22 protein-coding genes, 1 tRNA gene and 1 other annotated feature are annotated in these 23398 nt (G+C 27.8%); of the genes, 19 read left to right on the top strand and 4 right to left on the bottom strand.

The genetic code is table 11. The annotated features are described in order from the left end of the window. Positions 1-34: 34 nt before the first annotated feature. Genes xerA through CLPA_RS13810 form a run of 3 tightly spaced genes read left to right on the top strand, consistent with a single transcriptional unit; the run spans position 35 to position 2045 of the window. Entirely contained in the window at positions 35-1024 is a 990-nt protein-coding gene (xerA, locus tag CLPA_RS13820) for a site-specific tyrosine recombinase/integron integrase (protein ID WP_034829929.1), read from the top strand. 21 nt (positions 1025-1045) lie between these two features. After that, the gene (locus CLPA_RS13815; RefSeq protein ID WP_236900344.1) at positions 1046-1729 is read left to right on the top strand and encodes a restriction endonuclease subunit S; all 684 of its coding nucleotides are present in this window, start codon (positions 1046-1048) and stop codon (positions 1727-1729) included. Next, complete coding sequence (locus CLPA_RS13810; protein ID WP_003443051.1) at positions 1710-2045, top strand: hypothetical protein; 336 nt, start codon at positions 1710-1712, stop codon at positions 2043-2045. The genes CLPA_RS13815 and CLPA_RS13810 overlap by 20 nt, the downstream gene beginning before the upstream one ends. 235 nt (positions 2046-2280) lie before the next feature. On the opposite strand, the gene CLPA_RS13805 is transcribed toward CLPA_RS13810, so the two are convergent. Then, positions 2281-3609 carry an IS701 family transposase gene (locus CLPA_RS13805; RefSeq protein ID WP_051803909.1) on the bottom strand — a complete coding sequence of 443 codons (1329 nt, stop codon included), beginning with the start codon at positions 3607-3609 and terminating at the stop codon, positions 2281-2283. Between the two features lie 289 nt (positions 3610-3898). Between CLPA_RS13805 and CLPA_RS13800 the strand changes: the two genes are divergently transcribed. Together CLPA_RS13800 and CLPA_RS13795 are read left to right on the top strand one after the other, a co-directional pair. Further along, positions 3899-4279 carry a hypothetical protein gene (locus CLPA_RS13800; RefSeq protein WP_003443047.1) on the top strand — a complete coding sequence of 127 codons (381 nt, stop codon included), beginning with the start codon at positions 3899-3901 and terminating at the stop codon, positions 4277-4279. Between the two features lie 267 nt (positions 4280-4546). After that, the gene (locus CLPA_RS13795; RefSeq protein WP_003443044.1) at positions 4547-5455 is read left to right on the top strand and encodes a hypothetical protein; all 909 of its coding nucleotides are present in this window, start codon (positions 4547-4549) and stop codon (positions 5453-5455) included. 71 nt (positions 5456-5526) lie between these two features. Here the strand turns inward: CLPA_RS13795 and CLPA_RS13790 are convergent, their stop codons facing one another. Then, positions 5527-6729 carry a cation:proton antiporter gene (locus CLPA_RS13790; RefSeq protein ID WP_003443041.1) on the bottom strand — a complete coding sequence of 401 codons (1203 nt, stop codon included), beginning with the start codon at positions 6727-6729 and terminating at the stop codon, positions 5527-5529. A gap of 89 nt (positions 6730-6818) precedes the next feature. Then, positions 6819-6875: a sequence feature (sodium ion sensor (DUF1646 type); this cis-regulatory element may regulate processes involved in with the transportation of sodium ions), on the bottom strand. A gap of 291 nt (positions 6876-7166) precedes the next feature. Between CLPA_RS13790 and CLPA_RS13785 the strand changes: the two genes are divergently transcribed. The 7 genes from CLPA_RS13785 to CLPA_RS13755 all read left to right on the top strand — a co-directional run bounded on the left by CLPA_RS13785 (position 7167) and on the right by CLPA_RS13755 (position 12880). After that, positions 7167-7478 carry a DUF2325 domain-containing protein gene (locus tag CLPA_RS13785; RefSeq protein ID WP_003443039.1) on the top strand — a complete coding sequence of 104 codons (312 nt, stop codon included), beginning with the start codon at positions 7167-7169 and terminating at the stop codon, positions 7476-7478. Next, entirely contained in the window at positions 7456-8070 is a 615-nt protein-coding gene (locus CLPA_RS13780; protein ID WP_003443036.1) for an HD-GYP domain-containing protein, read from the top strand. Before CLPA_RS13785 ends, CLPA_RS13780 begins: the two co-directional genes overlap by 23 nt. 223 nt (positions 8071-8293) lie before the next feature. Then, positions 8294-8926: a hypothetical protein gene (locus CLPA_RS13775; protein ID WP_003443033.1), complete on the top strand. Its 633-nt coding sequence runs from the start codon at positions 8294-8296 to the stop codon at positions 8924-8926. 91 nt (positions 8927-9017) lie between these two features. Further along, the gene (locus CLPA_RS13770) at positions 9018-9362 is read left to right on the top strand and encodes a phenylpyruvate tautomerase MIF-related protein (RefSeq protein WP_003443030.1); all 345 of its coding nucleotides are present in this window, start codon (positions 9018-9020) and stop codon (positions 9360-9362) included. Positions 9363-9466: 104 nt separating this feature from the next. Beyond that, positions 9467-10036 (top strand): LemA family protein, encoded by a 570-nt coding sequence (locus tag CLPA_RS13765; RefSeq protein ID WP_003443027.1) that lies wholly within the window; start codon positions 9467-9469, stop codon positions 10034-10036. Positions 10037-10049: 13 nt separating this feature from the next. Continuing rightward, on the top strand, positions 10050-10853 hold the full coding sequence (locus CLPA_RS13760) for a TPM domain-containing protein (protein WP_003443025.1): 804 nt from the start codon (positions 10050-10052) through the stop codon (positions 10851-10853). A 56-nt stretch (positions 10854-10909) separates the two neighbouring features. Beyond that, a complete protein-coding gene (locus tag CLPA_RS13755) occupies positions 10910-12880 on the top strand; it encodes an HD-GYP domain-containing protein (protein WP_003443022.1) in 1971 nt (656 codons plus the stop codon). 139 nt (positions 12881-13019) lie between these two features. Here the strand turns inward: CLPA_RS13755 and CLPA_RS13750 are convergent, their stop codons facing one another. Further along, positions 13020-14051 (bottom strand): M42 family metallopeptidase, encoded by a 1032-nt coding sequence (locus tag CLPA_RS13750; protein WP_003443019.1) that lies wholly within the window; start codon positions 14049-14051, stop codon positions 13020-13022. Between the two features lie 204 nt (positions 14052-14255). Between CLPA_RS13750 and CLPA_RS13745 the strand changes: the two genes are divergently transcribed. The 3 genes from CLPA_RS13745 to CLPA_RS13735 all read left to right on the top strand — a co-directional run bounded on the left by CLPA_RS13745 (position 14256) and on the right by CLPA_RS13735 (position 16541). Then, positions 14256-15611 carry a VanW family protein gene (locus tag CLPA_RS13745; RefSeq protein WP_003443007.1) on the top strand — a complete coding sequence of 452 codons (1356 nt, stop codon included), beginning with the start codon at positions 14256-14258 and terminating at the stop codon, positions 15609-15611. An 87-nt stretch (positions 15612-15698) separates the two neighbouring features. Next, a tRNA-Leu gene (locus CLPA_RS13740) sits at positions 15699-15782 on the top strand. A 186-nt stretch (positions 15783-15968) separates the two neighbouring features. After that, positions 15969-16541 carry a hypothetical protein gene (locus CLPA_RS13735; RefSeq protein WP_236900343.1) on the top strand — a complete coding sequence of 191 codons (573 nt, stop codon included), beginning with the start codon at positions 15969-15971 and terminating at the stop codon, positions 16539-16541. 181 nt (positions 16542-16722) lie between these two features. On the opposite strand, the gene CLPA_RS13730 is transcribed toward CLPA_RS13735, so the two are convergent. Beyond that, a complete protein-coding gene (locus tag CLPA_RS13730; RefSeq protein WP_003443001.1) occupies positions 16723-19302 on the bottom strand; it encodes a RyR domain-containing protein in 2580 nt (859 codons plus the stop codon). Between the two features lie 365 nt (positions 19303-19667). Here CLPA_RS13730 and CLPA_RS13725 point away from each other — a divergent pair, with 365 nt between their 5' ends. The 4 genes from CLPA_RS13725 to rpoN all read left to right on the top strand — a co-directional run bounded on the left by CLPA_RS13725 (position 19668) and on the right by rpoN (position 23384). Beyond that, positions 19668-20489, top strand: a complete 822-nt coding sequence (locus CLPA_RS13725) for a Cof-type HAD-IIB family hydrolase (protein ID WP_003442998.1) — start codon at positions 19668-19670, stop codon at positions 20487-20489. A gap of 67 nt (positions 20490-20556) precedes the next feature. Further along, entirely contained in the window at positions 20557-21039 is a 483-nt protein-coding gene (locus CLPA_RS13720; protein ID WP_003442996.1) for a tRNA (cytidine(34)-2'-O)-methyltransferase, read from the top strand. Positions 21040-21078: 39 nt separating this feature from the next. Further along, positions 21079-21921: a DegV family protein gene (locus CLPA_RS13715; RefSeq protein WP_003442990.1), complete on the top strand. Its 843-nt coding sequence runs from the start codon at positions 21079-21081 to the stop codon at positions 21919-21921. A gap of 101 nt (positions 21922-22022) precedes the next feature. Then, a complete protein-coding gene (gene rpoN / locus CLPA_RS13710; RefSeq protein WP_003442988.1) occupies positions 22023-23384 on the top strand; it encodes an RNA polymerase factor sigma-54 in 1362 nt (453 codons plus the stop codon). Positions 23385-23398 lie beyond the last annotated feature (14 nt).

The raw sequence follows: 23398 nt of genomic DNA, 5'->3' as shown, positions 1-23398 counted from the left end.
ACCATAATATATTAGATGTTAGGAGCTGAAAATTATGATGGAAAAACTTATTGTTGAAATTGAACAGGAAATGATAAATTTACTGGATAACATGCAAATGGAAGAACTTCATAAAGTTTTGTTAAGAAAATTTCAAGGATTAACTTTGGTAGACAAGTCTAATAAGAAAATTTTCGAAAATGATGAAATTGATTACTGTAATATATTTATTTGTGCAAAGAGGGTAGAGGGCTGTTCAGAAAAGTCTATTAAGTATTATAAGTCAACTATAGAAAATATGTTGAAAACGTTAAATAAAGCAGTTAAGCATATTACAACAGAGAATTTAAGGCAATACTTGGGGGAATATGAGAAAAAAAGTGGTTGTAGTAAGATTACTATTGATAATATTAGAAGAATTTTATCAACATTTTTTTCCTGGCTGGAAGATGAAAATTATGTTTTAAAGAGTCCAGTAAGACGAATCCATAAAATAAGAACTGGGAAGATTGTGAAAGAAATATATACAGATGAGAATTTAGAAATAATGCGTGATAATTGTAAAGAAATACGAGATCTTGCTATTATAGATTTGTTAAATTCTACTGGAATACGTGTTGGAGAGCTAGTAAAATTAGATATAGATGATATAAATTTCAATGAAAGAGAATGCATCGTTGAGGGGAAAGGTAATAAGCAGAGAAAAGTATACTTTGATGCAAGAACTAAGATACACTTACAAAATTATATTGATAGCAGAGTAGATAATAATAAAGCATTATTTGTTTCATTAATAGAGCCATATAACAGGCTAAACATCAGTGGAGTTGAAATTAGAATGAGAACTTTGGGAAAAAGGCTTAGCATTAATAAGGTACATCCTCATAAATTCAGAAGAACACTGGCAACAAGAGCTATTGATAAGGGAATGCCTATAGAGCAGGTGCAGCATCTTTTAGGTCATCAAAAGATAGATACAACACTTGAATATGCCATGGTTAGTCAAAATAATGTTAAGATTTCCCATAGAAAGTATATTGGTTGAATACAGTTTATATGTTATTATGTGGAATATAAATCGAGATTTATAGGGATGTTTGGTGACCCTATAAATAATCCTATGGGATGGGAAGTTAAAAAATTAAAAAATATATCAACTAAAATACTAAGCGGAAATACTCCAAAAGGAGGAAGTGAAGTTTATGTTGATGAAGGGATTATGTTTTTTAGAAGTCAAAATGTTTGGAAAAATAAATTGGTACTTGATGATATAGCATATATAGATAAAGAAACTCATAATAAAATGTTAAAAAGTAGTTTAAAGAATAGAGATATTTTAATGACTAAAACTGGTAGAATAAATACTGAAAATAGTAGCTTAGGTAGAGCAGCTATGTTTATAGGAGAAGATGATAGTGCGAATATTAATGGACACGTTTATTTGATAAGGTTACAAGATGGTGAAATAAATGAATTTGTCTTATTTATTCTTACTACAAATGAATATAGAGATTATATAAGGAGTGTATGTGTTGGAGGAATTGATAAGAGACAAATAAATAAAGAACATTTGGAGGAGTTTCCTATAATTTATCCGCCACTAGAACTGCAAAACCAATTTGCAGCCTTTGTTAACCAAGTCGACAAATTGAAATTTGAATTTATAAAGGAAACAAATACATCTATATTTACATATCATGATATTGTTGAAAAATTTATTGGAGGATTAAATGTATCAAAAAAAATATGAAGTGCCAATAATGCCAAATATAGAATATTTATTTAGAGGAGAAGAATTAGAAGAAGATAGAATAGATAAGATAAATGCAAATCCATCTGTAAGTCATATGCCTAATATGGAAGAGCAAATGTCAGATAAGATGAATATGTCAAATATGGATATGCAAAAAATAAAATCAGATACTGAAGAAATTGTAGAAATGTTTGAAAAGCATCATCCTGACTTAATAAATACATTAACAAATTGCAATATGTCATTAGATCAAGCAAGGCAATATCTAAGTAGAATTGTTGAAATGACGATAATGCATCATATGATGCATTAAATATTTTAAAGGATTTAGATTAATTCTAGATCCTTTTTTAATATAGAAATTTAATCTATAATAGTATAAATTCTAAATAATATTAATTTGTATTAAATGGCGTTAATTTATTGCATATAAAACTTATATTATATATTAAAATAAATTGTTTTGCATAATTTTATACAAAAATGTATTGACAAATATAATGAAAATTATGTATTATATATATAAAGAACACCACTTTACAATAAAATTAACTAGCGTTATCTTGAGAAGCCAAGGAATTAATTACCTTTAGAACTTCTTCTTGAATTTTGTTCTTTTGTAGCTTTTGCACGAAAGTGCGTAATATTAATTCTTTTGACATTTGGTAAGATATAGTATTTTTAGTTACCTGGGGACTCTTAAATTGGTATTTCGAAAAAGCTTTATTTATAAAAGGTAATATTACCGTAAAACTGTAGGCGATAGCCAGTAAGTTAACATATTTCTCTATAGCCTCTTGAGACCTTACCATATATTTACCAAAAGACCAGAAGAATTTATGTTGATAAAAAATAACTTCTATGTTCCATCTTATTTTGTATGTATAAAATGGAATAAGATGTGGTTTGTTTTTATCGATAGTTAAGTCATCAGTATTGTAGTTCTTAAAAACTTCCAATTCTGAAGGTTCTATAGAGCTAATATATAACCTTACAGATGAAAATTTATCAATATCTGTAGTGGTTACAGTTACAAATACTGGTTCATCAAATAAGTTTGTTATTACTTTTTTAGTTGCTATATAGTAGTTATCTACTTTTTCATAGTTAAAGTTTTTAATATTGAGTTTTTCACCTTTTTTTCTTGGGCGTCCTCTTTTACCTGTAGGTTTAGGCTGTAAATCATATAAGCACGTATCAGAACGAACTGCCCCTATTACATTAATGTTATTGAAATTCTTTGATATTTCTAAAAATGGCTTTTTAGTATACCAGCTGTCGCATAGTACAATAACTTGATAATCTATAAGTAGTGGCATAACATTTACAATCATATTACCTGCAATTTCAAGTTTACTTTTTGTTTTATCATAGAGCTTATACCCTACGGGTAGGCTAATATACTTGATTTTTCCATTAAAAAGTATAGGTATATTTATAACTAACGATACAAAACAATGCCCATTTAAGTACGAAGTACCATTATGCTGTGTATGGTCAAAAAGTTTACTATAACAATCAAATTTGTTCCCAAATTTAGGTTGAAGAGTATCATCTACAATTAAGAATATAGTAATAGATGATTTTATATCTTCTGGAATGAGAGTTAATGCTATTCTAACTGTAACTATCATTAAACTCTCTACCGAAAACTTGGTGTAGGATAAAAAGTAATAAAAGCTATTTAGAACTTTAGTCCAATATTTTTTTATAAAATTATCATATAAAAATTTTATTGAGCGAAGCTCTTGAACCGCTAGTATAGCTTCAATGAGTATAACAAATATAACAAAGCTTCGCTTCTTAAAAATTGATCTATATTCACTTAAATAAATTTTTATTGTTTGAATTAATGATTTTTGGTCAATACTAACCATAGTACCAGATACCTCCATTCTCTACTGGTTTCTTTCAAAGTTAGTATTGATATTTTAGAGGTATTTGGTACGTTGTATTTTTTGGTATTTTTTAATTACTTGTAAAGTGGTGTATATAAAGAACATAGCTCCTTTTAATTTTAAGTTGGAAAGGCACTGATAAATATCTATCAGTGTTTTTTCATGTAAAAAATCCAATATGTGATTTTTTATTAAGTATAAATATAAAAGTTTATAACATAATAACCATGTATAGTTTATATATAATAATTGTAAAGGGAGTGTTTGTGTGAATAGGTATAAAAATTTCAACAGGATAATTATTTTCTTTTTAAGCTGTACTATGTTTATGCTTTTATTTACAGCCTGTGGTAATAAAAGTGCTTCTGATTTAAAAAGATCAACAGAAAATTCAGCTGAAAGACAACTGGATGGAAATCAAATTAAGAAAAAATATGAAGCAGGACTTCAACAATTAGTTGATGATGCTACAATTACTAAAGATCAAGCTGATAAGGTTTTAAATTCTATCGTGACAAATGCAAGTGATTTAGGTAAGCAAACTGAACAGAAACAAAAAGATAATTTAAATAAATTGGTAGAAGATAAAGTGATTACACGTGAACAAGCAGATAGAATTATAGAAGTTATAGATAAAATTGATCAGTAGAAAATATTTTATTTATAAGGAAGTAATTGTAGATTATATAATTACTTTGCGGAAAATAATTATTAAAAAGTAATTATAAGTGTTTACAATTGTGTCTTTATTGTGTAGTATATAAGTATAACATTACCCTATAAATTTTAAATTGGTATTAGTAGAGATATTAGTACCAATTTATATTTTATTAAATAAATTATATGGATATATTAAAGGATATTTATATATTTATGTAGAAATAATTATTTTAATGAGAGATAGGGGGGAACTATTTTGAGTTTTAACGATTTAAAAAAAGTTATATATGATAAAGATGATCATAAATTTCAAATGTGGAGTAAACATAGAGAAATTATTAGAGATGTGGTAGAAAGAAGAATGCAGGAACTAAACTTAGATGCCAATAAAAGTATTGCAATATGGGGAGCAGGTAAATGTTACGATATTGATTTAGAGTACTTAAGCAACAAATTTGATAAAGTTGTCTTGATGGATATAAATGAAGATTCCATGAAAGATGCTTTAATATTACATAATGTCATTGATAGAGAGAATATTGAAATTAAAAAAGTTGATTTTATGGATAATACTGATAAGATATACAAAGAATTCTCTTCATTGATTGAAAATAGATGTGATGTACATGAATTAAAGAGATATTTAGAAAATTTAGAAAATAGTATAATAAATAATAATGAAGTAAATAAAGATTTAGATAAATATAATATTAGCCTTTGCTTAGGTGTACATAGTCAAATATTAGTGGCAATAAATATAATGCTAGCACAGGCAAAGAAAATTTATCATGAAAGTGATATAGAAGATTTAATTAATATATTTAAAATTTGTAAGAGACAGGCTGAAAAGAATTTTAATGACTCTATAATTAGTCATTCAACAGACTTATTGTTTATAGGTTTTGATTTAATGGAGCTATCATTGAAAAATGGTACAGAAAAATTTTATGATTTAATACAGGAAGCTTTATTGAAAAATGATATTGAAAATGTAATTAAGACAGCTATGCGATATCCTGTATCTGGCGCTGTACAAGCAGCTGAAGATATATGGGATCGTATAATGAATAAAAAATTAAAATTTGATGCTTTTGATGCTTGGATTTGGGATTATGATATGGAAAAAAGTTATGTTTTTATTTTAGAAACAATAATAAAGCCTTAAAAATACATATTAATTATAGAGGCATGTATTGCAATTATTTGTAATACATGCCTCTAATTTGATATTAAAATTTATGAGTTTTGTGGATTATTATTAATTAGTTTTTCATTTTTATGTGAAAAAGAAATTTTTAATAATATAGGAGTTATAATAGTTGTCAGTATTACTACTATTAGAGTAGGAAGAAATACTTCTTCTGATATAAGACCCTTTTGAAGGCATATATTTGAAGTTATTATAGCCACTTCTCCTCTTGAAATCATGCCAACTCCAATTTGTAAAGATTCACTTTTGCTCATTTTTAACATTTTAGCACTGATACCGCATCCTAAAACTTTGCCAAGTACAGCAATTACGAACATAACAATGGTAATAAGTATTACTTTAGAATTTAATCCGGTTAAATTAGCTTCAAGACCAACACTTGCAAAAAATATAAGGGATAGAAATCCAGATGAAATTGCTTTTATTCTTCTATCTAGATACTCTTTATATTGTAGAGATGAAACAATAAGGCCGCATATATATGCACCTGTAATTCCAGCTATACCTAAGAATTCAGCTAAGTAAGCTATTAATAGTGCACAGGCTATAGAAAATGTGAGTACTGATCTTCTAGGTTTTATATTTTTAGAAAATTTTTTAATATGTTTTGGGAGATATATTACTGCCAGAACAGATGCAATACAAAATACAGATATTTTAGCAAAAGTCAGTAAAAGTATTATAGTTGTAGAGGAGGCAGCGGAAACAGGAGCATTTGTCTGAGCCAAGGTGAGCACCACAGAAATAAGAATAAGACCTAAAATATCATCTATTACAGCGGCTCCAAGAATATTTATTCCAGCTTTTGTATTTAATTTTCCAAGTTCTGTTAAAGTTTGAACAGTAATACTAACACTTGTAGCAGTTAAGATTACTCCAATAAGAACATTTTCCCAGAAGTTATCAAAGAAAATGTATGCAGATAAGGTCCCTAGAATTAATGGTAATATAATTCCCATAATGGCAATAATTAGTGAAGATAAACCGGATTTTTTAAATTCATTTACATTGGTTTCTATGCCTGCAAGAAACATAAGAAGTATTACACCTATGTTTGAAAGTAATTTTATATTTTCATCATAATGAACCAGGTTTAATATCATGGGACCTAAAATTACACCTGCAATCAATGCACCGAGAACTTCAGGCATTTTAAATTTTTTACTGATTAAACCACCTATTTTTGTAAATATTAAAATTAAAGCAATATTTAATAAAGTCTTTTCCATAGATCTTCTCCTTGTAATTTTTTAATATTTTATGTTGATTATTTATTTTAACAATATAAAAAATAACGACAAAAAAGCAGAAAGTATATAACTTTCCACCCCAAAAGTCGCAATCTCTTGAAAACAAATAAATTATTTGTCCAACCGAAAATATAAACCTATATTAAAAATTTAGTTTATAATATCATAAACCTAGGATTAAGTCAATTTGGAATTTTATGATAAATGAAATATTAGAAAATATATTATAAATAAAAATAAATATAAATTTTTTATCATAAAATTACAATTAAAGTTGATAAAAAAATGTATAGATGGAAATAATATATTTACAAATAGCAAATTTTATATTAAAATGAAAATGATAATCAATATCATTATGATTGAGTTATAAATATTAAAATAAATTTAAATAATAATTATTAGGAGGGTTTTTTATGAGTATTTTACTTGTTGGAGGGGACAGATTAGACAACATAAAGGATAAACTGACGGAAAGAGGTTTTGAGGATATAGAACATGTTAGCGGAAGGAAAAAAAGTGATAAGAAGATTAAAATACCTGAAAAGACAGATTTAGTATTAGTTTTTGTAGATTATGTAGGACACAAACTTTCTCAAACTATAAAGGAGCAATCTAGAAAATCTGATGTGAAAATTGCATTTAGTAAAAGATCTTGGACTTGTATGGAGAAGACTATTCAAAGGTGTATCGAGGAAATAACTAATGATAAGCGAAGTTCTATTTAGAACTAGAGAAAAGTCTATATATCATGATATTATTGAAAGTTTAGTAACAGCCCTTGAAGCTAAAGATATCTATACAAGTGGTCATTCTAAAAGAGTTGCATTTTTGACCTATGAATTATCTAAAAAGCTTGGATTAAGTAGAGTAGATTGTGAAAATATGCATATAGCTGCACATCTTCATGATATTGGCAAAATAGGTGTTCCTGATAAGGTACTTAATAAACATGGCAAATTACTTCCACATGAATGGGAGTATATGAAAATGCATCCTCAAATAGGATATGATATTTTAAGTAAATCTAAAAAATTAAAACCTATAGCTAAAATGGTATTGTACCATCATGAAAGGTGGGATGGCAGAGGCTATCCTAGTAAGCTTACTCAAATGGATATTCCGTTAGGAGCAAGAATAATAGCTATATGTGATTCTATAGATGCCATGACTTCTAATAGACCTTATAGAAAAGAAATGGATTTCGAAACTTGCATGAGAGAAATATCAATTAATAAAGCTATAATGTTTGATCCATACATAGTTGAATGCATTGAGGATAATTTAAATTTTATGAGACGAATTATAAGTCTTAAATAAATTTATAATTAAAAATTTATGGAGAAGGTATGTTTTTTAATAATATTATAAACTTTATACAGATATAATTTGATTATCAGTATAGAGTTTTTTCTTTTTTGGGCATTTATATATTAAAGTTTTCTATTTATTTTTTTGAATAATAACTGAAAAAATGAAGAAAATATAATAATCAGTATGTATATAATATATTTTTAATTTGCAGCAAAGGGAGTGGAGGAATATGCCAAAAATTTTTTTTAGAGAAATTATCTCGGCTACTGCAATTATAGGTGGAACTCTTATTGGTGCCATATGCAGTTATCTTATAGCTAAAAGTACTACTAATAAAAGTACAAAAGTTCAAAATGAAATATTTAATGAAAGTAGAAAATTAGAAGCTAATATAAGAAAAAAAAATACCTGCCAATATGCTAATATACTTCAATTAGATATATGTACTGCCATATTTCAAAGCATAAGGTCAATAAGAAATATTCAAAGCAATGAAGTTAATAAATACCCAATATATATACCGGTAAATACCCAATATTCAAAGGCTATTGCATTTCTTACAGATGATTTTAATTTAAAAGAGATGAGCTATTTATATCAATTATATGGAATTATAGAGAAAATAAATCATGATATAAAAAAGTTAGATTATAAGAATTGTAGAGATTATGATTCTGTAAGGATAGATTATGAAATATTTTTAGAAAAACTTTATGGAGAGAACATGGAAATAATTTCAAAATTAGACATAGATAATGGTATTACTTATGAAGATTTAATAGGTAATAATTTTATAAAAGATGGTTATAAAATAGTACTTGAAAAATTAAATAAGATATGCAATTCTTTTGAAAATAAATAAATGTAAATTTTATTGATATCATGATATAATTAATTTAACAGTCAGAAAGTAGCAAAAAATTCTAGTGGAAATTTAGTTAGGAGTGTTATATATGCCTTATATTAATTCAGATTTGACAATAAAACTTACAGAGGATAAAAAAGAAAAAATAAAAGAAAAATTGGGAGAACTTATAAGTATTTTACCTGGGAAAAGTGAAGATTGGTTATTTGTTGGATTTAATGATAATAAAACTTTATATTTTAGAGGAGAGAAAAAAGAGAGAGCAGCAGTTGTAGAAGTGAAAATATGCGGCAGTGTAAGCAGAGAAAGTAAAGAAAATCTCACAGGTGCTATTTGTAATCTATTAAAGGACGAACTCAATATTGAGGGCGAAAATATATATGTGATTTTTCATGAAATTGATGATTGGGGTTATAACGGAACATTATTTTAACATTTATAATAGATATTTAATGAAAGAAAGGAGAATTTGACGCCTATTAACTGTATTAAAAATAAATCAATATGGTTTTTTAGGTTTTGTCAATAGTATATAATATGAGTAAAACTTTGAAAACAATAATAATAGTTATAGTAATTGCGTTAATTATTATTGTGCCAGTTACAAGTACTTATAATTCTATAGCAACTTTAAATCAAAAAGTAATTAGCTCTTCTTCAAATATAGATACTCAGCTTCAGAGAAGATCTGATCTTATTCCTAATCTTGTTTCTACAGTTAAGGGATATGCTGCACAAGAAAAAGATATTTTTACTGATGTTGCAAATGCTAGAGCAAAGCTTAGTGGTGCTCAGGGAATTCAAGAAAAAGCAACAGCTGATAGTGAACTTTCACAGTCTTTATCAAGACTTTTGGTTGTGGTAGAAAGATATCCAGATTTAAAATCTAATCAAAATTTTAGAGATTTATCAGTAGCACTAGAGGGCAGTGAAAATAGAATTTCTGTAGCAAGGCAGGATTATAATAATGCTGTGAATGCCTATAATACATCTATAGTTAAATTCCCTAGTAATATTGTAGCAAGAATTTTTGGATTTACTTCCAAACCTTACTATAAAGCAGCTGAAGGTGCTTCAGAGGTCCCAAAAGTAGATTTTACAAAGTAGGGATGTGCATAATATGGCTAAAAAAATAGGTCTAATGTTAACGACGTTAATATTATTAATTATTATACCTTTATATAATATAGAAGCAAAGCCTCAAGATCTTTCACCCACAAAACTTAAATATGTAAATGATTATGTTAATATAATAGATGATGACACAAAGAATTCTATTGTGTCCATTGGCAATGAACTTGAAAATAAAACAGGAGCTCAGGAAGTTGTTGTAATAATAAATTCACTAGAGGGTAGAGACATAGAAAGCTATGCCAATGAACTTTTCAGAACTTGGGGAATAGGCGAAAAAGATAAAAATAATGGCCTTCTTATACTTATCTCTATTAAAGATAAGAAATGGAGAGTGGAAGTTGGAAAGGGACTTGAAGGTACAATAACAGATATTTATTCTGCAAGGGTTATGGATTCGGAGGCTGCTCCTAAGTTCAAGCAGGGAGATTTTAATACAGGAATAAAAAATGTTTATTCTATATTTGCAGATGATATAGCAAAGTCCTATAATGTCAGTCTGGATAAAAATTTAAATGCAAAAATAGATAGAAATAAAAATGAAAATAGTAATGATATATGGGGATTTGTTCCATTTGCACTTGCAGTATTAGTTTTTATAGTTTTAATTATAAAATCTTTTAGAAATGGACCAAGAGGTGGGAGCGGCCTTGGAGGCGGAGGCTTTGGTGGCTTTGGAGGTTTCGGTGGAAGTGGTTTTGGAAATTCAAATGGAGGTTCTTCAGGTGGAAATGATTTTGGCGGCTTTGGCGGAGGTGATTCTGGAGGCGGAGGGTCTTCTGGAGGCTGGTGATAAGTGGTTTTTAATACTCTTAACTCCATATATTTTACATAGGAGAGTATAAAATAATGTATAGAAATAAAAGTAAGTCTATTTTAAAACTTTATAGGGAACATACTGCAATAATTGTGATATTATTCTTTTTGTCCATTATTGCTTTTTTTACTTTGTTAATTTTTAGTATCTATAGAAATAATGTAAGTAATAATTTGATTAAAGTACTTTCAAATCAGTCTACATTAACTCAAACTATGGCAAAGGATTCTAATAGGATTTTTGAAATTAAGTCATTATTAGATGTATATAATGGCAATGGTGAATCTAGAGATTCTTTACAGAATAAAATGAATAAAACATTACAAGATTTAAAACATACAAAAGATGAATATATTAATCAATACAATTTCATAAAACAGGGATACATAAAATATGATGATAAAATATTTACTTTTAAGGGTATACCTCCTGATGTATTAAAAAATATATTTAATAAACATGATAAACTTTGGGCTGAATACAGCTATCATGTAGGAATAATTTTAAGTAATGAAAATAATATGGAAAACTTATTGAAATCTACTAGATATATCAATGAGAATAATCAATTTTTGTTAAAATACAATGACGATATGGCAAGTTTAATTCAAGAGTATAATAATAATCAAACCATAGTGTATATAAATATTTTAACTGCTGCAGGCATATTAATATTAATTATATTGGCTTTGTTTATAATAAGGACTTATATAAATGTATTTTTACCTATGAATCAGTTCTATAGAGGAATGACTAATGTTGGGATTAATGACCTTAGTTTAGCTATACCAAAATTTAAAGGAGAGGAATTAAAACCACTATTTTATGAAGTTCAAAATGCATTTGAAAAGTTGAAAAGTCTTATCAACATAATTGAAGATTTAAGTAAAAATGTGCCTTTTAGTAATATATTGGATAAAATATTCAATTCCTTTTCGGAATATGTGCCTTATACATACATAGGTGTAGCACTTATTGAAGATAATAATAAATTAATAAGAGCTTCTTACGCCGCATCAACAAAAGAACAGGAAAATTTGGTTAAGAGAATGATTGGGTTAAAGGCGGAAATTGATAGTACAAGCTTAGGAAAATTACTGAAAGATAATAAAGCAAGACTTATAAATGATTTGGAAGAATATGTAAAAGGGAAAAATGTTCGTGAGTATAATAAAATATTATTGGAGGAAGGTGTAAAAGCGTCCATAACTTTTCCACTAATAAATCACAATCAGCCTGTAGGAATAATATTTTTTTCAAGTAATAAGAAGGATGTTTATAAAAAAGAGCATATACAGTTTCTTAAAATTGTGGCTAACAGCATTATGTTGAGTCTAGAAGAAGACATATTAATGGAAGATATGGTTATAAGTTCTACCCTAGCTTTGGCTGTATTGACAGAGGAAAGAGATCCGGAAACAGGCGAGCATTTAAACAGAATGAAAATTTATTCAAGAATGTTAACTGAATGTCTATCCAAAGAAGATAAATATAAAGACATTATTGATATGACATATATAAATTCTATAGAGCGTTTTAGTCCTCTTCATGATATAGGAAAAGTAGCTATAAGAGATGATATATTATTAAAACCGGGAAAATTGACTGAAGAAGAATTTGAAATAATGAAAACTCATACTACCTATGGAGGAAAAGTTTTAAGATTAGCAGATGAAAATCTTAAGAAAAGAGGAAGAAGCATATTTACTCTAGGAATAGAAATAGCAGAAGGGCATCATGAATGGTGGAATGGTACAGGTTATCCTCAGGGTAAAAAATGTGAAGAAATTCCTCTTAGTGCGAGAATAGTTGCTATAGCAGATGTGCTGGATGCATTAACAAGTAAAAGACCTTACAAAAAAGCTTTCTCTTTTGAGGATTCTATAGAAATTATAGCTAAAGATGCAGGCACTCATTTTGATCCATATATTACAGAAGTATTTTTTAAGAATATAGGAAAGTTTAAGTCTAGATACAAAAGGTTTTATAAAAATCAACAGTGAATCAACCTGTAAAAGTAAGTATCCAATATTAAAAGAATAAATTGTTTAAGGAAAATTGGAACGGATAAAAAGCTATCTCGCAATACAATATATGCAATGCGGAATAGCTTTTTAATTTTAAAAGTTTGTATAACAAATACTAAATTTCCATGCAGTAGTTTAGTATTAAATCCAATGTACAGAGTATTCCATCTATATGAGTTCTTTCATAACCGTGAGAAGCATATACACCAGTACCTATTAAAGCAGTTTTTATATCATAGCCGGCTCTTAAAGCAGAAGAAGCATCTGAGCCATAATTAGGATATATATCTGTTTTATATGCTATATTTTTGCTCTTACAAGTATTAGTAAGTTTTTTCCTTAGATCTAAATCATAGGGTCCGGAGGAATCTTTTGCACAAATACAGACAGTATATTCAGAGGAATTTTGACCAGAACCGGGAGCTCCCATATCTACTGCAATAAATTCTTTTGTATTATCGGGAATAAAGGAGCCGCCATGACCTACTTCTTCATGGTTAGTAAATAAAAAATTTACAGTATAGGGAAGAACTAAATTATTTTCCGTAATATATTTTATAGCATAAAGTAATATAGCTGTACTTGCCTTATCATCTAGATGTCTACTCTTTATAAAGCCCTTATCTGTAAATTTTATTCTAGGATCAAAAGTGATGAAATCTCCTACATCTATGCCAAGATTTTCTACATCATCTTTTGTATTAACTTTTTCATCCAGTACTACTTCCATATTAGATGGCTCTCTTTTTAAATCTCTTGCATCACTATGAATGTGTACGGAGGGTTTTATGGTTTGTATAGTAGCGCTAAAACTTTTACCCTCTAATGTTTCAATAGTACAATTTTCACCTTCAATTGAGTTCATCATAAATCCACCTATGGGAGAGAGAGAAAGAGTTCCTTTAGCTTTAATTTCCTTAACCATTGCTCCTAAAGTATCTACATGGCAGGAAAAAGTCTTTACATAATCTTTATTTTCACCATCTATTTTTACAATTAATGATCCCTTATTTGTAGAGGAATAAAATGCATTTAATAGATGTAATTCTTCTTTTATATAATCCATTATATTAGAAGTAAAACCAGTAGGGCTTGGTATTTTAAGTATATTATTAAGATAATATTTAATTTTATCAACGTTATACATTGCATCACTTCCTTTGCCATAATTCTATCATAATATATAAATTTTTTGAACTTAAATATATCTAATTAGTTTTAGTATACATTAATAATATTATTCTATGTATAAGAAAAATTTAATATATTATAAGAGAGGATAATGTATTAATGAAAATTGTTTTGTAGTATAATAAACAAGATATTAGTAAGAAAGCTGAGGAGATTGATTATGAAAAAAAAGAATAAAATTATTATAGGCATTGTCTTTGCGGTATTAATAATTTTAGGTGTTTCAATACCGTCATATAATATTTATTCTAAAGTTAAATCCTTTGATGGTGTTATTTATCCAGGAATAAGTATTCAAGGTATAGATGTTTCTGGTAAAAATATAGATCAGGCTAAGAAAATGGTTTCGGATAAGTATCAGGCTGTGGTAGGAGATAAAAAAGTAAATGTACAAGCTCAAGACAAAAGTTACAGTATAGCTTATTCTAAGTTAAATGCACAATATGATACTGATAAAGTTGTAAAAGAAGCCTTTAATTATGGGAAAAATCGTAGTATTTATAGTAAATATAAAATTATAAAAAATGCTGCTAAAAAGGATTTTAAACTTACATTTACTTATGATAAAAAACCCTTAGATAATTTTGTAGGCAATATTAAAAAAGATGTAGATAGAGAACCTGTAAATGCTACCATTACAAAATCGGGAGCTGGTTTTAGTATTTCAGATGATTCTGATGGATATAAGCTTAAAGACCAAGAGCTTAAAAACAAAATAATAGCTTCTATAGATGGTACTCTTGGAGCTGATACAAATATAACTGCAGATATGGAAACTATAAAGGCCAATAAAACTAAAGATAAACTTCAAACTATTAATACATTAATATCTAGTTTTAGTACAGAATATGGTTCTAGATCTAGTGCAGGAAGAGTGACCAATATAAAACTAGCTACAAAAGCTATAAGTGGTTTAGTACTTATGCCAGGAGAATCTTTTAGCTTCAATGGAGTAGTAGGTGAGAGAACCGCGGCAAAAGGTTATCAAGCTGCACCGGTAGATATAGGATATAGTACGGGAATGGGACTTGGTGGAGGTATATGCCAGGTGTCCACTACTCTTCATAATGCCATATTACAATCTGGAATAAAACCTACTGAAAGATTACACCATACCATACCTTCTGCCTATGTTCCATTAGGGTATGATGCTACTGTGGATTATGGTAATTTAGATTACAAATTCAAAAATACATTGAATTTTCCAATATATATTGAAGGCATTTCAGACAATGGAGTGGAGACTTTTAATATATATGCTAATAACAGCTTAACTAATAGAACTTATAAAATTGTAAATGATGTTTATGAAACTATTCAGCCTAAAACCACTTATATTAATGATCCAACTCTACCAGCAGGAACTACAAGAATTGATCAAAATTCTCTGGTAGGACATAAAGTAAAAGTGTTCTTACAGACCTATGAGAATGGTACTATGATTTCTCAGGAAATGATAGCAAATGATGCATATAATTCTGTTAATCAGGTTATAAGAAGAGGAACTAAGAAGTAAATTAATTTTATTTAATATTTGATTATTTAGGCTATTGTAGTATAATAGATTGTGTTGGTTATGCTGCAATAACCTAAAAATTAGTATGCGGATATGGCGGAATTGGCAGACGCGTTAGCTTCAGGTGCTAGTGGCTTAGCCGTGCAGGTTCAAATCCTGTTATCCGCACCAAAGTATATAATATAAGGCTTCCGGTAACTTACTGGAAGCCTTTAGTTTTTATCATTAAAATACTATAGATATTGAGTAATTTTTACAATTTATATGATATAATAACATTATTCTAACATTTTATCTATTTTTGTTGTATAAATATAGAATAATATTGAAATGAGGTGAATATATGTGGTTACCTTTATGTATATATCATTTTTATTTTTAATACCTGTTATTTTTCTTTATAGTTATCAATTTAAAAAATTAAATAGGAAAAAATGTAGTTACAAGTATAAAAATGCAAAGATATGTCAATTTGTATTGGTTGATATTTTTATTGGATGTATAATAATTTTTATTATTACAATTATTTTACCATCACTGATATGGACTTTTAAAGAAAAAGGATATCAACTAGAAGATGAAGTTTTAAATACATATACAATTAAACCATTATCAAAATCCAATGATAAAATATATGTAAAAGAAATTTTGGACAGGGATACTAAAAATTATATAATTAATATAAATGGTTCTTTACAAGAATATGACAGTAAATCCACGGAATTAGTTCAAGACAATTCTTACGAGGATGATGCTAAACTTATAGAAGCTAATGAATATAATGTCTATGAACTTAAAGGATATGGATTGATTACTTCAAGTGTGAATGATATGTATGCAGATGTATATTTGCATAATCCTAAAAAAGTGTTTGTTAAGAAAAAGACTCAAATATGTGTTCCAAAAAATTCAGTTGAAAAGACAAATTAGATTTAATACATAGTTAATATAAATAAATTGCTTAATATATTAAGATAGAAAATGATTTTATAATATAGAGTTTATTATGATGAGGATATAAAGAAATTTTCTTTATATCCTCATTAAAAAATTAAATATAGTGCATATTAAATATGCTAAAATATCACAGAAGATAAAGATTATCTAATTTTCAATCTAATAATCCGTGGACTTCACAATAACATAGAGATTTTAATCTTTCTATTTTAAAGTTTGCATCTGCCAATATTTCTGGCCAAAATTTAACTGTTTCAATTACTCTTTTTTTTCTGTCTTCGGGTAACATTTCCCAGGCAACTAAGGACGGATGAGTTTTAGCTTGAGAGTCTTTAGTTCTTCCATAGGTCCATCCAGCTTCTTTTTTCTGAAGACACCAGCGTTTATGTTCATAAGCAGCTAGAGTGTTTAATTCCTTGTCTGTAAATTTTATGGCATTTACTCTTTCTTTCACTGATACTATATCATAATTAACTCTATGTAATGCATCTGGTATGTGTTTTATTTGGTCTATACTTGAATTTTTAACGTCTTCATCAAGACTATGCCACAATTGAGTATAATTTTTACTGCTGCTGGTGGTTTTCATCATTTCATGTCTTTTATAAATATCCATTGCAAGTTTTTCAATCTTTTCACTGAAAAATGCATCCTGCATCAGGTGCCTTGAAAATTGTTCTTCATCTACATGGAGTTTAAGCTGTTCTTTTGAAGGTAAATAGGATTGCTCCCATTTTTTTGCGTTATTTAGCATACTCATTTCAAGAATAGCTTCCATAGAACGAGATTCATGCTTATATTTTGGCACTTTAAGCATAGCTCTCAATACTCCATTATCTATTTGGGCCTCTCCTTTTTCAGCTATTAAATGAGGAAATTTACGTTCTATTAGTGAACGCAGCAACATAGCTCTTCTAACGATAAATAACTGATCCCAGTTTTCATCTGTCTGATTAGGGCCTAAGATATTTACATATCCTCTTAAACGACTTATAAAATCAGGACCTTTAGCACCTTGAAATTCTTTTAAGAAATTTTTCTTCTCACTTTCATCTTCAATTTCTTCACCACAAAATTGTTCAAAAGTACTGCTTGTTCCACCTGCAAATACAAAAATTGCTTTACCAATAGGATGAATGGAGTCACCTTCTCTAAATACACCATCCTGCATAGGGGCTAGGAAGTATTTTAACCAACCTAAATTTGTATCAAAATTTGAGTCGAATTCATCAAAGAATACTAAAGGCAGCTTGCCCTCTAGAGAAAGATCTCTGACTTTGTGGAAAGCACTAATTAAATCATCTAATGTCTGCAGCTGTGAAAGATTAAAATTTATTTTTTTTATTAAACCAGGAGCAATACTTGATGCTACTTCTGTTACACCAAAGGATTTCCCAGAACCAGGAGTACCAAATACTGCTATGGAAAGTGGACGAACAGCATTTTTGGTATTTACATATTCCACCATTAGATTTTTGATACTTCTATAACTTTCAATTTCTGTTCTATCAACGGTTTTTAAATTTCCAAATTGTGCTATAGGTATAAACTTTAATGCACTCTCTTCACCATTTTTTACTATATCATAGGCTATTTCAGCTAAGTTAATAGAGCTTTTATCTTTAATTATATACCAACAAGCTCTGCAATTTGGATTGTTGGAATTACGTATTACAACATCCTGTATCTGTTCTTTGTATATAAAATCATTTTCTCCTTCTAGGAATATATCACTTGGACAGACTTCTTCTTTAGCATCTTTTCCAAAGCCATGGATAAAATATTTCTGAGAATATACAATTCCTTCTCTTATACCTTCACTTATGGAATCATTTAAGTCTTCATTATTTAGAATTCCAAATACAACGTTATGAGTGAGACCTGCTACAAAGCAGGATAAAAGTCCATACATACTGCCTTGATCTTCTTTAATAAAATCGCCTTCAAATTCATTTGTCAAAAAATATAAGCGAGATTCATTAGTACCATCATTTCTATAATGTATTGCACCTTCAAGTCCGAAAGGTACTATGAGATGATGGCATTTTGCAAGAAAAGACAGGTTGGGATTGTTATTGAGCTGCCAAATGAAGTCTAATGCTGTTCTTTCCCAGGAAAGACTTCTGCTGATATTGACACCTTTTGAACGTAAATCATCTGCATTTATAACTACTATAGTATTTTTAATATGAAATTTTTCAAGATGCTGCCAAAGACTATTAGATCCTATGGGATTATTCATTTTGTATATAACTACAGGAGTTTTATTAGGGGATTTAAGTGATAGAGGCCAAAACTCCTTACTAGAATTAAATCCATTATCTTCGTCATCCAATATAACTAAATCAGCATTTTCATCATCATTGACTACTGGAAGCAGTTCTGGTATTTTATCACAGGGACCAGTATATCCTAAAAAGTTTTTTATCCTGTATACTTTATTCTTATCGTTTTTTTTGCCGCTTAGAGAAAATAGTCCTAATTCGGAAGTAGAGTGTAAAATTTCTTTTGGTAGAATTCCATTTGAATAATCTAATTCAGGTGATATTACAGGTAAATTTGTTGCGGCAGCTATAAATTTTGATAAAAGCAGTGCTTCTCCAGGTTTTATGTCACTATGTACATAGGGATATGATTGCCAATTTAATCCCCTTATGCAGCTATTAGTTTTCCACTGCAATAAATTTATACAAATATCTCCAGATACCACTATTTTTAATTGTTTTTTATTCATAGTATTTTCCTCCTACTAGAAGTATAATAAAATAATTATATAAAAATAATATTTACATAATTTTATTTTATAGAACTATAATCAGCAATAATTTAAATCTTATATGGACATAGAAGATAATTCTCATGCTAATTTAAGATTATATAAAAATTATAGAACAAATATGGTGATTTATTAATATTCATTGATGATAGTATAAACTCTATCAAAAACTTTTTCAAGTAATTATGATTATTTGATAATAATTACTGGTGGTAAAATTACATTAATATGTATAATAAAAAATAATTATCTGTAACGGTGAATTGATTAAATTATTAATGTATAATATATAGAGCGTATTTTTATAAGGGAGAGGATTATATATGAGTTATAAATTAATTTGCATTGACATGGATGGAACTCTTTTAGATGATAAAAAAGAAGTAAGCGAAAAAAATTTAAATGCTTTAAGAGAAGCTATTAAAAAAGGAGTAAAAATAGCAGTATGTACAGGAAGGCTTTTTGCTTCAGCTAGATATTATGCAGAACTTATTGGTGTAAAGGCTCCAGTTATAGCCTCTAATGGAGCATATATAAGAGAAAAGGATAGAAATGATGTTATTTATGAACTTTCTATAGGTGTGGATAGGTGCAAAGAATTACAAAACATACTTAATAAGTATAAATTTAATGTGTATTATAATAAATACGATTCAGTAATTACGAAAAATGGATTCTTCCAAGGTAACACTTATGCTATAATGAATAAAAATTTATCTGATAATAATAAGATAAAATTAGTTACAGTTGAGGATATAGATAAAATTATTGAAGAAGAAGGCGATGATATTTTAAAATGTATATGCATTAGTGATGATTATGAAAATCTAGTAAAGGCAAAGGATGAAATACTGAAAACTGGATATTATGAGGTGGTAAGTTCTAATAGAGATAATATAGAAATAATGATTAAAGGGGTATCGAAAGGTAGAGCAGTAAAAGTTTTAGCGGATTTTTATAATATTTTACAATCAGAAGTTATTTGCATTGGAGATAATGAAAATGATTTTTCAATGATAGAATTTGCAGGTCTTGGGGTTGCCATGGGAAATGCCACTGATCATGTAAAAAAAATTGCAAATTATATAACGGATACAAATAATGAGGATGGTGTAGCGAAGGTAATAGAAAAATTTGTGCTTTGATAGTTTAGCATATTTTGTTTGAGTAATAAAATTTTATAACTTATTTTTTGCGGGAGATGGATTTATAATGATTTTGGAACAGGAAAATTTAAATATAGTTTTATTTCAGCCTGAAATACCTCAGAATACTGGGAATATAGCTAGAACTTGTGTGCTTACAAATAGTAAGCTGCATTTAATAAGACCTCTTGGATTTAGTTTAGATGAAAAACATCTTAAAAGAGCAGGTCTGGATTATTGGGATCAATTAGATATGAAAGTATATGAATCTTTTGAAGAATTAAGACAGCTATATAAAAATTCAGATTTTTACTTTTCTACTACTAAAGGTAAAAATTATTATGATGATGTTCATTTTAAACAGGGAGATTTTATTGTATTTGGAAGAGAATCCTGTGGACTTCCAGATGAAATAAGAGATAGTGATCCTGAAAAATGTATAAGAGTGCCCATGATAAAAACAAGTCTTAGATCCTTGAATCTTTCAAATACAGTAGCTATAGTAGCTTATGAAGGATTAAGACAAATTGGTTTTAAAAACATGAAATAATTTTAATATAGGTAAATAATTATAATGAGGAGAATTTTAATGGATAAAATTAAAATTATAACGGTAAGTACTGCAGATTTGAATGAAGACATAATAAAAAAATATGATATAGAAGTATTGCCTCTTGTAGTGAATATAGGTGAAAATACTTATTTAGATGGTATAGATATAAAAACCCCAAAGCTTTTAGAATATATGAAAGTTAGTGAGGAATTTCCGACTACTTCTCAGGTTAATCCACAAAGATGTCTGGAATGTTTTGAAAAATATATTCATGAAGGATATAAAATATTATTTTTAAATATGTCTTCAAAAATGAGCGGTACTTATCAGGCGTCCTGTATAGCTAGAGATATGATTGATAAAAAAGAAAATATAGTTATTATTGATACTTTAAATGTTACTTCTGGTCTTGGAGTACTTGTACTGAAGGCATGTAGGCTAAGAGAAGAGGGGCTTAATCTTTATGAAATAAAAAAGCAGATAGAAGAAACTATTCCCCACGTTAAAAGTGCTTTAATTTTTAATAGTCTTGAAAATCTTGTAAAAGGAGGAAGGCTATCAAAAACTGCAGGAACTATTGGCGGTATTCTTGGTATAAAACTTATATTGGAAATAAAAGATGGAGAAATTTCAGTAATGAATAAGGTTAGAGGAACGAAGAAGGCAGTAAAAACTGTTTTGAATTATTTAGATGATCTGGGAGTGTCTCATAAGGATACAGCTATATTATTGCATATTGACTCAGAAGAGGTTAGATGTAGTTTGAGGACAAACTTACAGAATAATAACACTAATTTTATAGAATGTGAAGTTGGATGTGTAGTTGGAACACATTCGGGAGCTGATGCCTGTGGAGTATTTTTTATTGAAAAATACTAAATATATTATTTAGTATTATATAGCCACAGGCTATTTGTATATGGGTAAGTATGTTATACTATTTATTAGTAATACAAATTAATTTTAATTTAGGTGATGATATGAATTTAGATTTTAATTTAAATTTGACACAACAACAAAAACTTGTAATGACACAGCAAATGCAATTATCTGTAAAACTTTTGCAGATGTCCAATTATGAATTGTTAGATTATGTAAATAAAGAAATAGAAGAAAATCCTGTAATAGATGCAGAAGCTTCAGGGGTTTTGAAGGAAGACAATAATGAGATTGATTACAATAAATTATCTAAATATTTAGAAGATGACAATTACAGTAGTAAAGAAATCTCTAGAAATAATGAAGATGTATCCCCTTTTAATTTCATATCAGAACAAAAGTCATTAAAAGATTTTTTAAAAGAACAAATTATAGATTTGTTTGAAAATGATTACATTAGATCCATATGTTTTTATATTATTGAATCTATAAATAATTTAGGATATTTATCAGAGAGTATAGAAAATTTATCTAATAGCTTAAAGGTAGATTCTAAATATATAAGTGAAGCTCTAAAAGTAATACAGTCACTAGATCCTACGGGTATTGGAGCTAGAGATTTAAAGGAATGTTTAATGATACAAGCTAGGAAAAAAGGTATATTAGATAACAAACTTAAGGAAATAATAGATAGATATTTAGAAGATATAGCTGATAATAAATATAATAAAATTGCGAAAGATATGAATATAACAATTCATGAAGCTCAAATTTATGGAGACATAATAAAATCCTTTGAACCAAAACCCTCTAGGGGATTTTACACAGGTGATGAAACTGAATATATAATACCAGATGCTTATATTAAGCAAGTCAAAGAAGATTTATATATTTTAATGAATGACAATTTTATTCCCAAGATTTCAATTAATAATATATATAAGAATATTTTAAATAATTCTCAGGATGAAGATGCTAAAAAATATGTTAAAGAAAAGATAAATGGTGCAACTTTTTTAATAAAAAGTATAGATATGAGAAGAAATACTATTTATAGAGTTATTGAACAAATTGTTGATATTCAAAGAAATTATTTTTTAGATAAGCATAGTTATTTAAAACCAATGACTTTAAAAGATATTTCTGAGAGAATTAATATGCATGAATCTACTATCAGCAGAGCTATTAGAGATAAATATATAAATACTGATAGAGGTATTATGAAAATTAAAGATTTATTTACTACTTCCATAAGTAATAATAAAAATGAGGATATATCTACAATAAAAGTGAAAAAATATATTAGGGATATAATTGATAAGGAAGATAAATCAAAACCCATTTCAGATCAGCAAATAAGTGATATTTTAAAAAATGAAGGCATGAAAATTTCTAGAAGAACTATAGCAAAATATAGGGATGAAATGGAAATAAAATCATCTAGTAAAAGAAAAAGATTTTAGACTTTTTAGTATTT

The organism is Clostridium pasteurianum DSM 525 = ATCC 6013 (genome assembly GCF_000807255.1).
Classification (GTDB): domain Bacteria; phylum Bacillota; class Clostridia; order Clostridiales; family Clostridiaceae; genus Clostridium_I; species Clostridium_I pasteurianum.
Note: the sequence above shows the minus strand (reverse complement) of the source record. Positions and strands in the feature narration are given on the sequence as shown.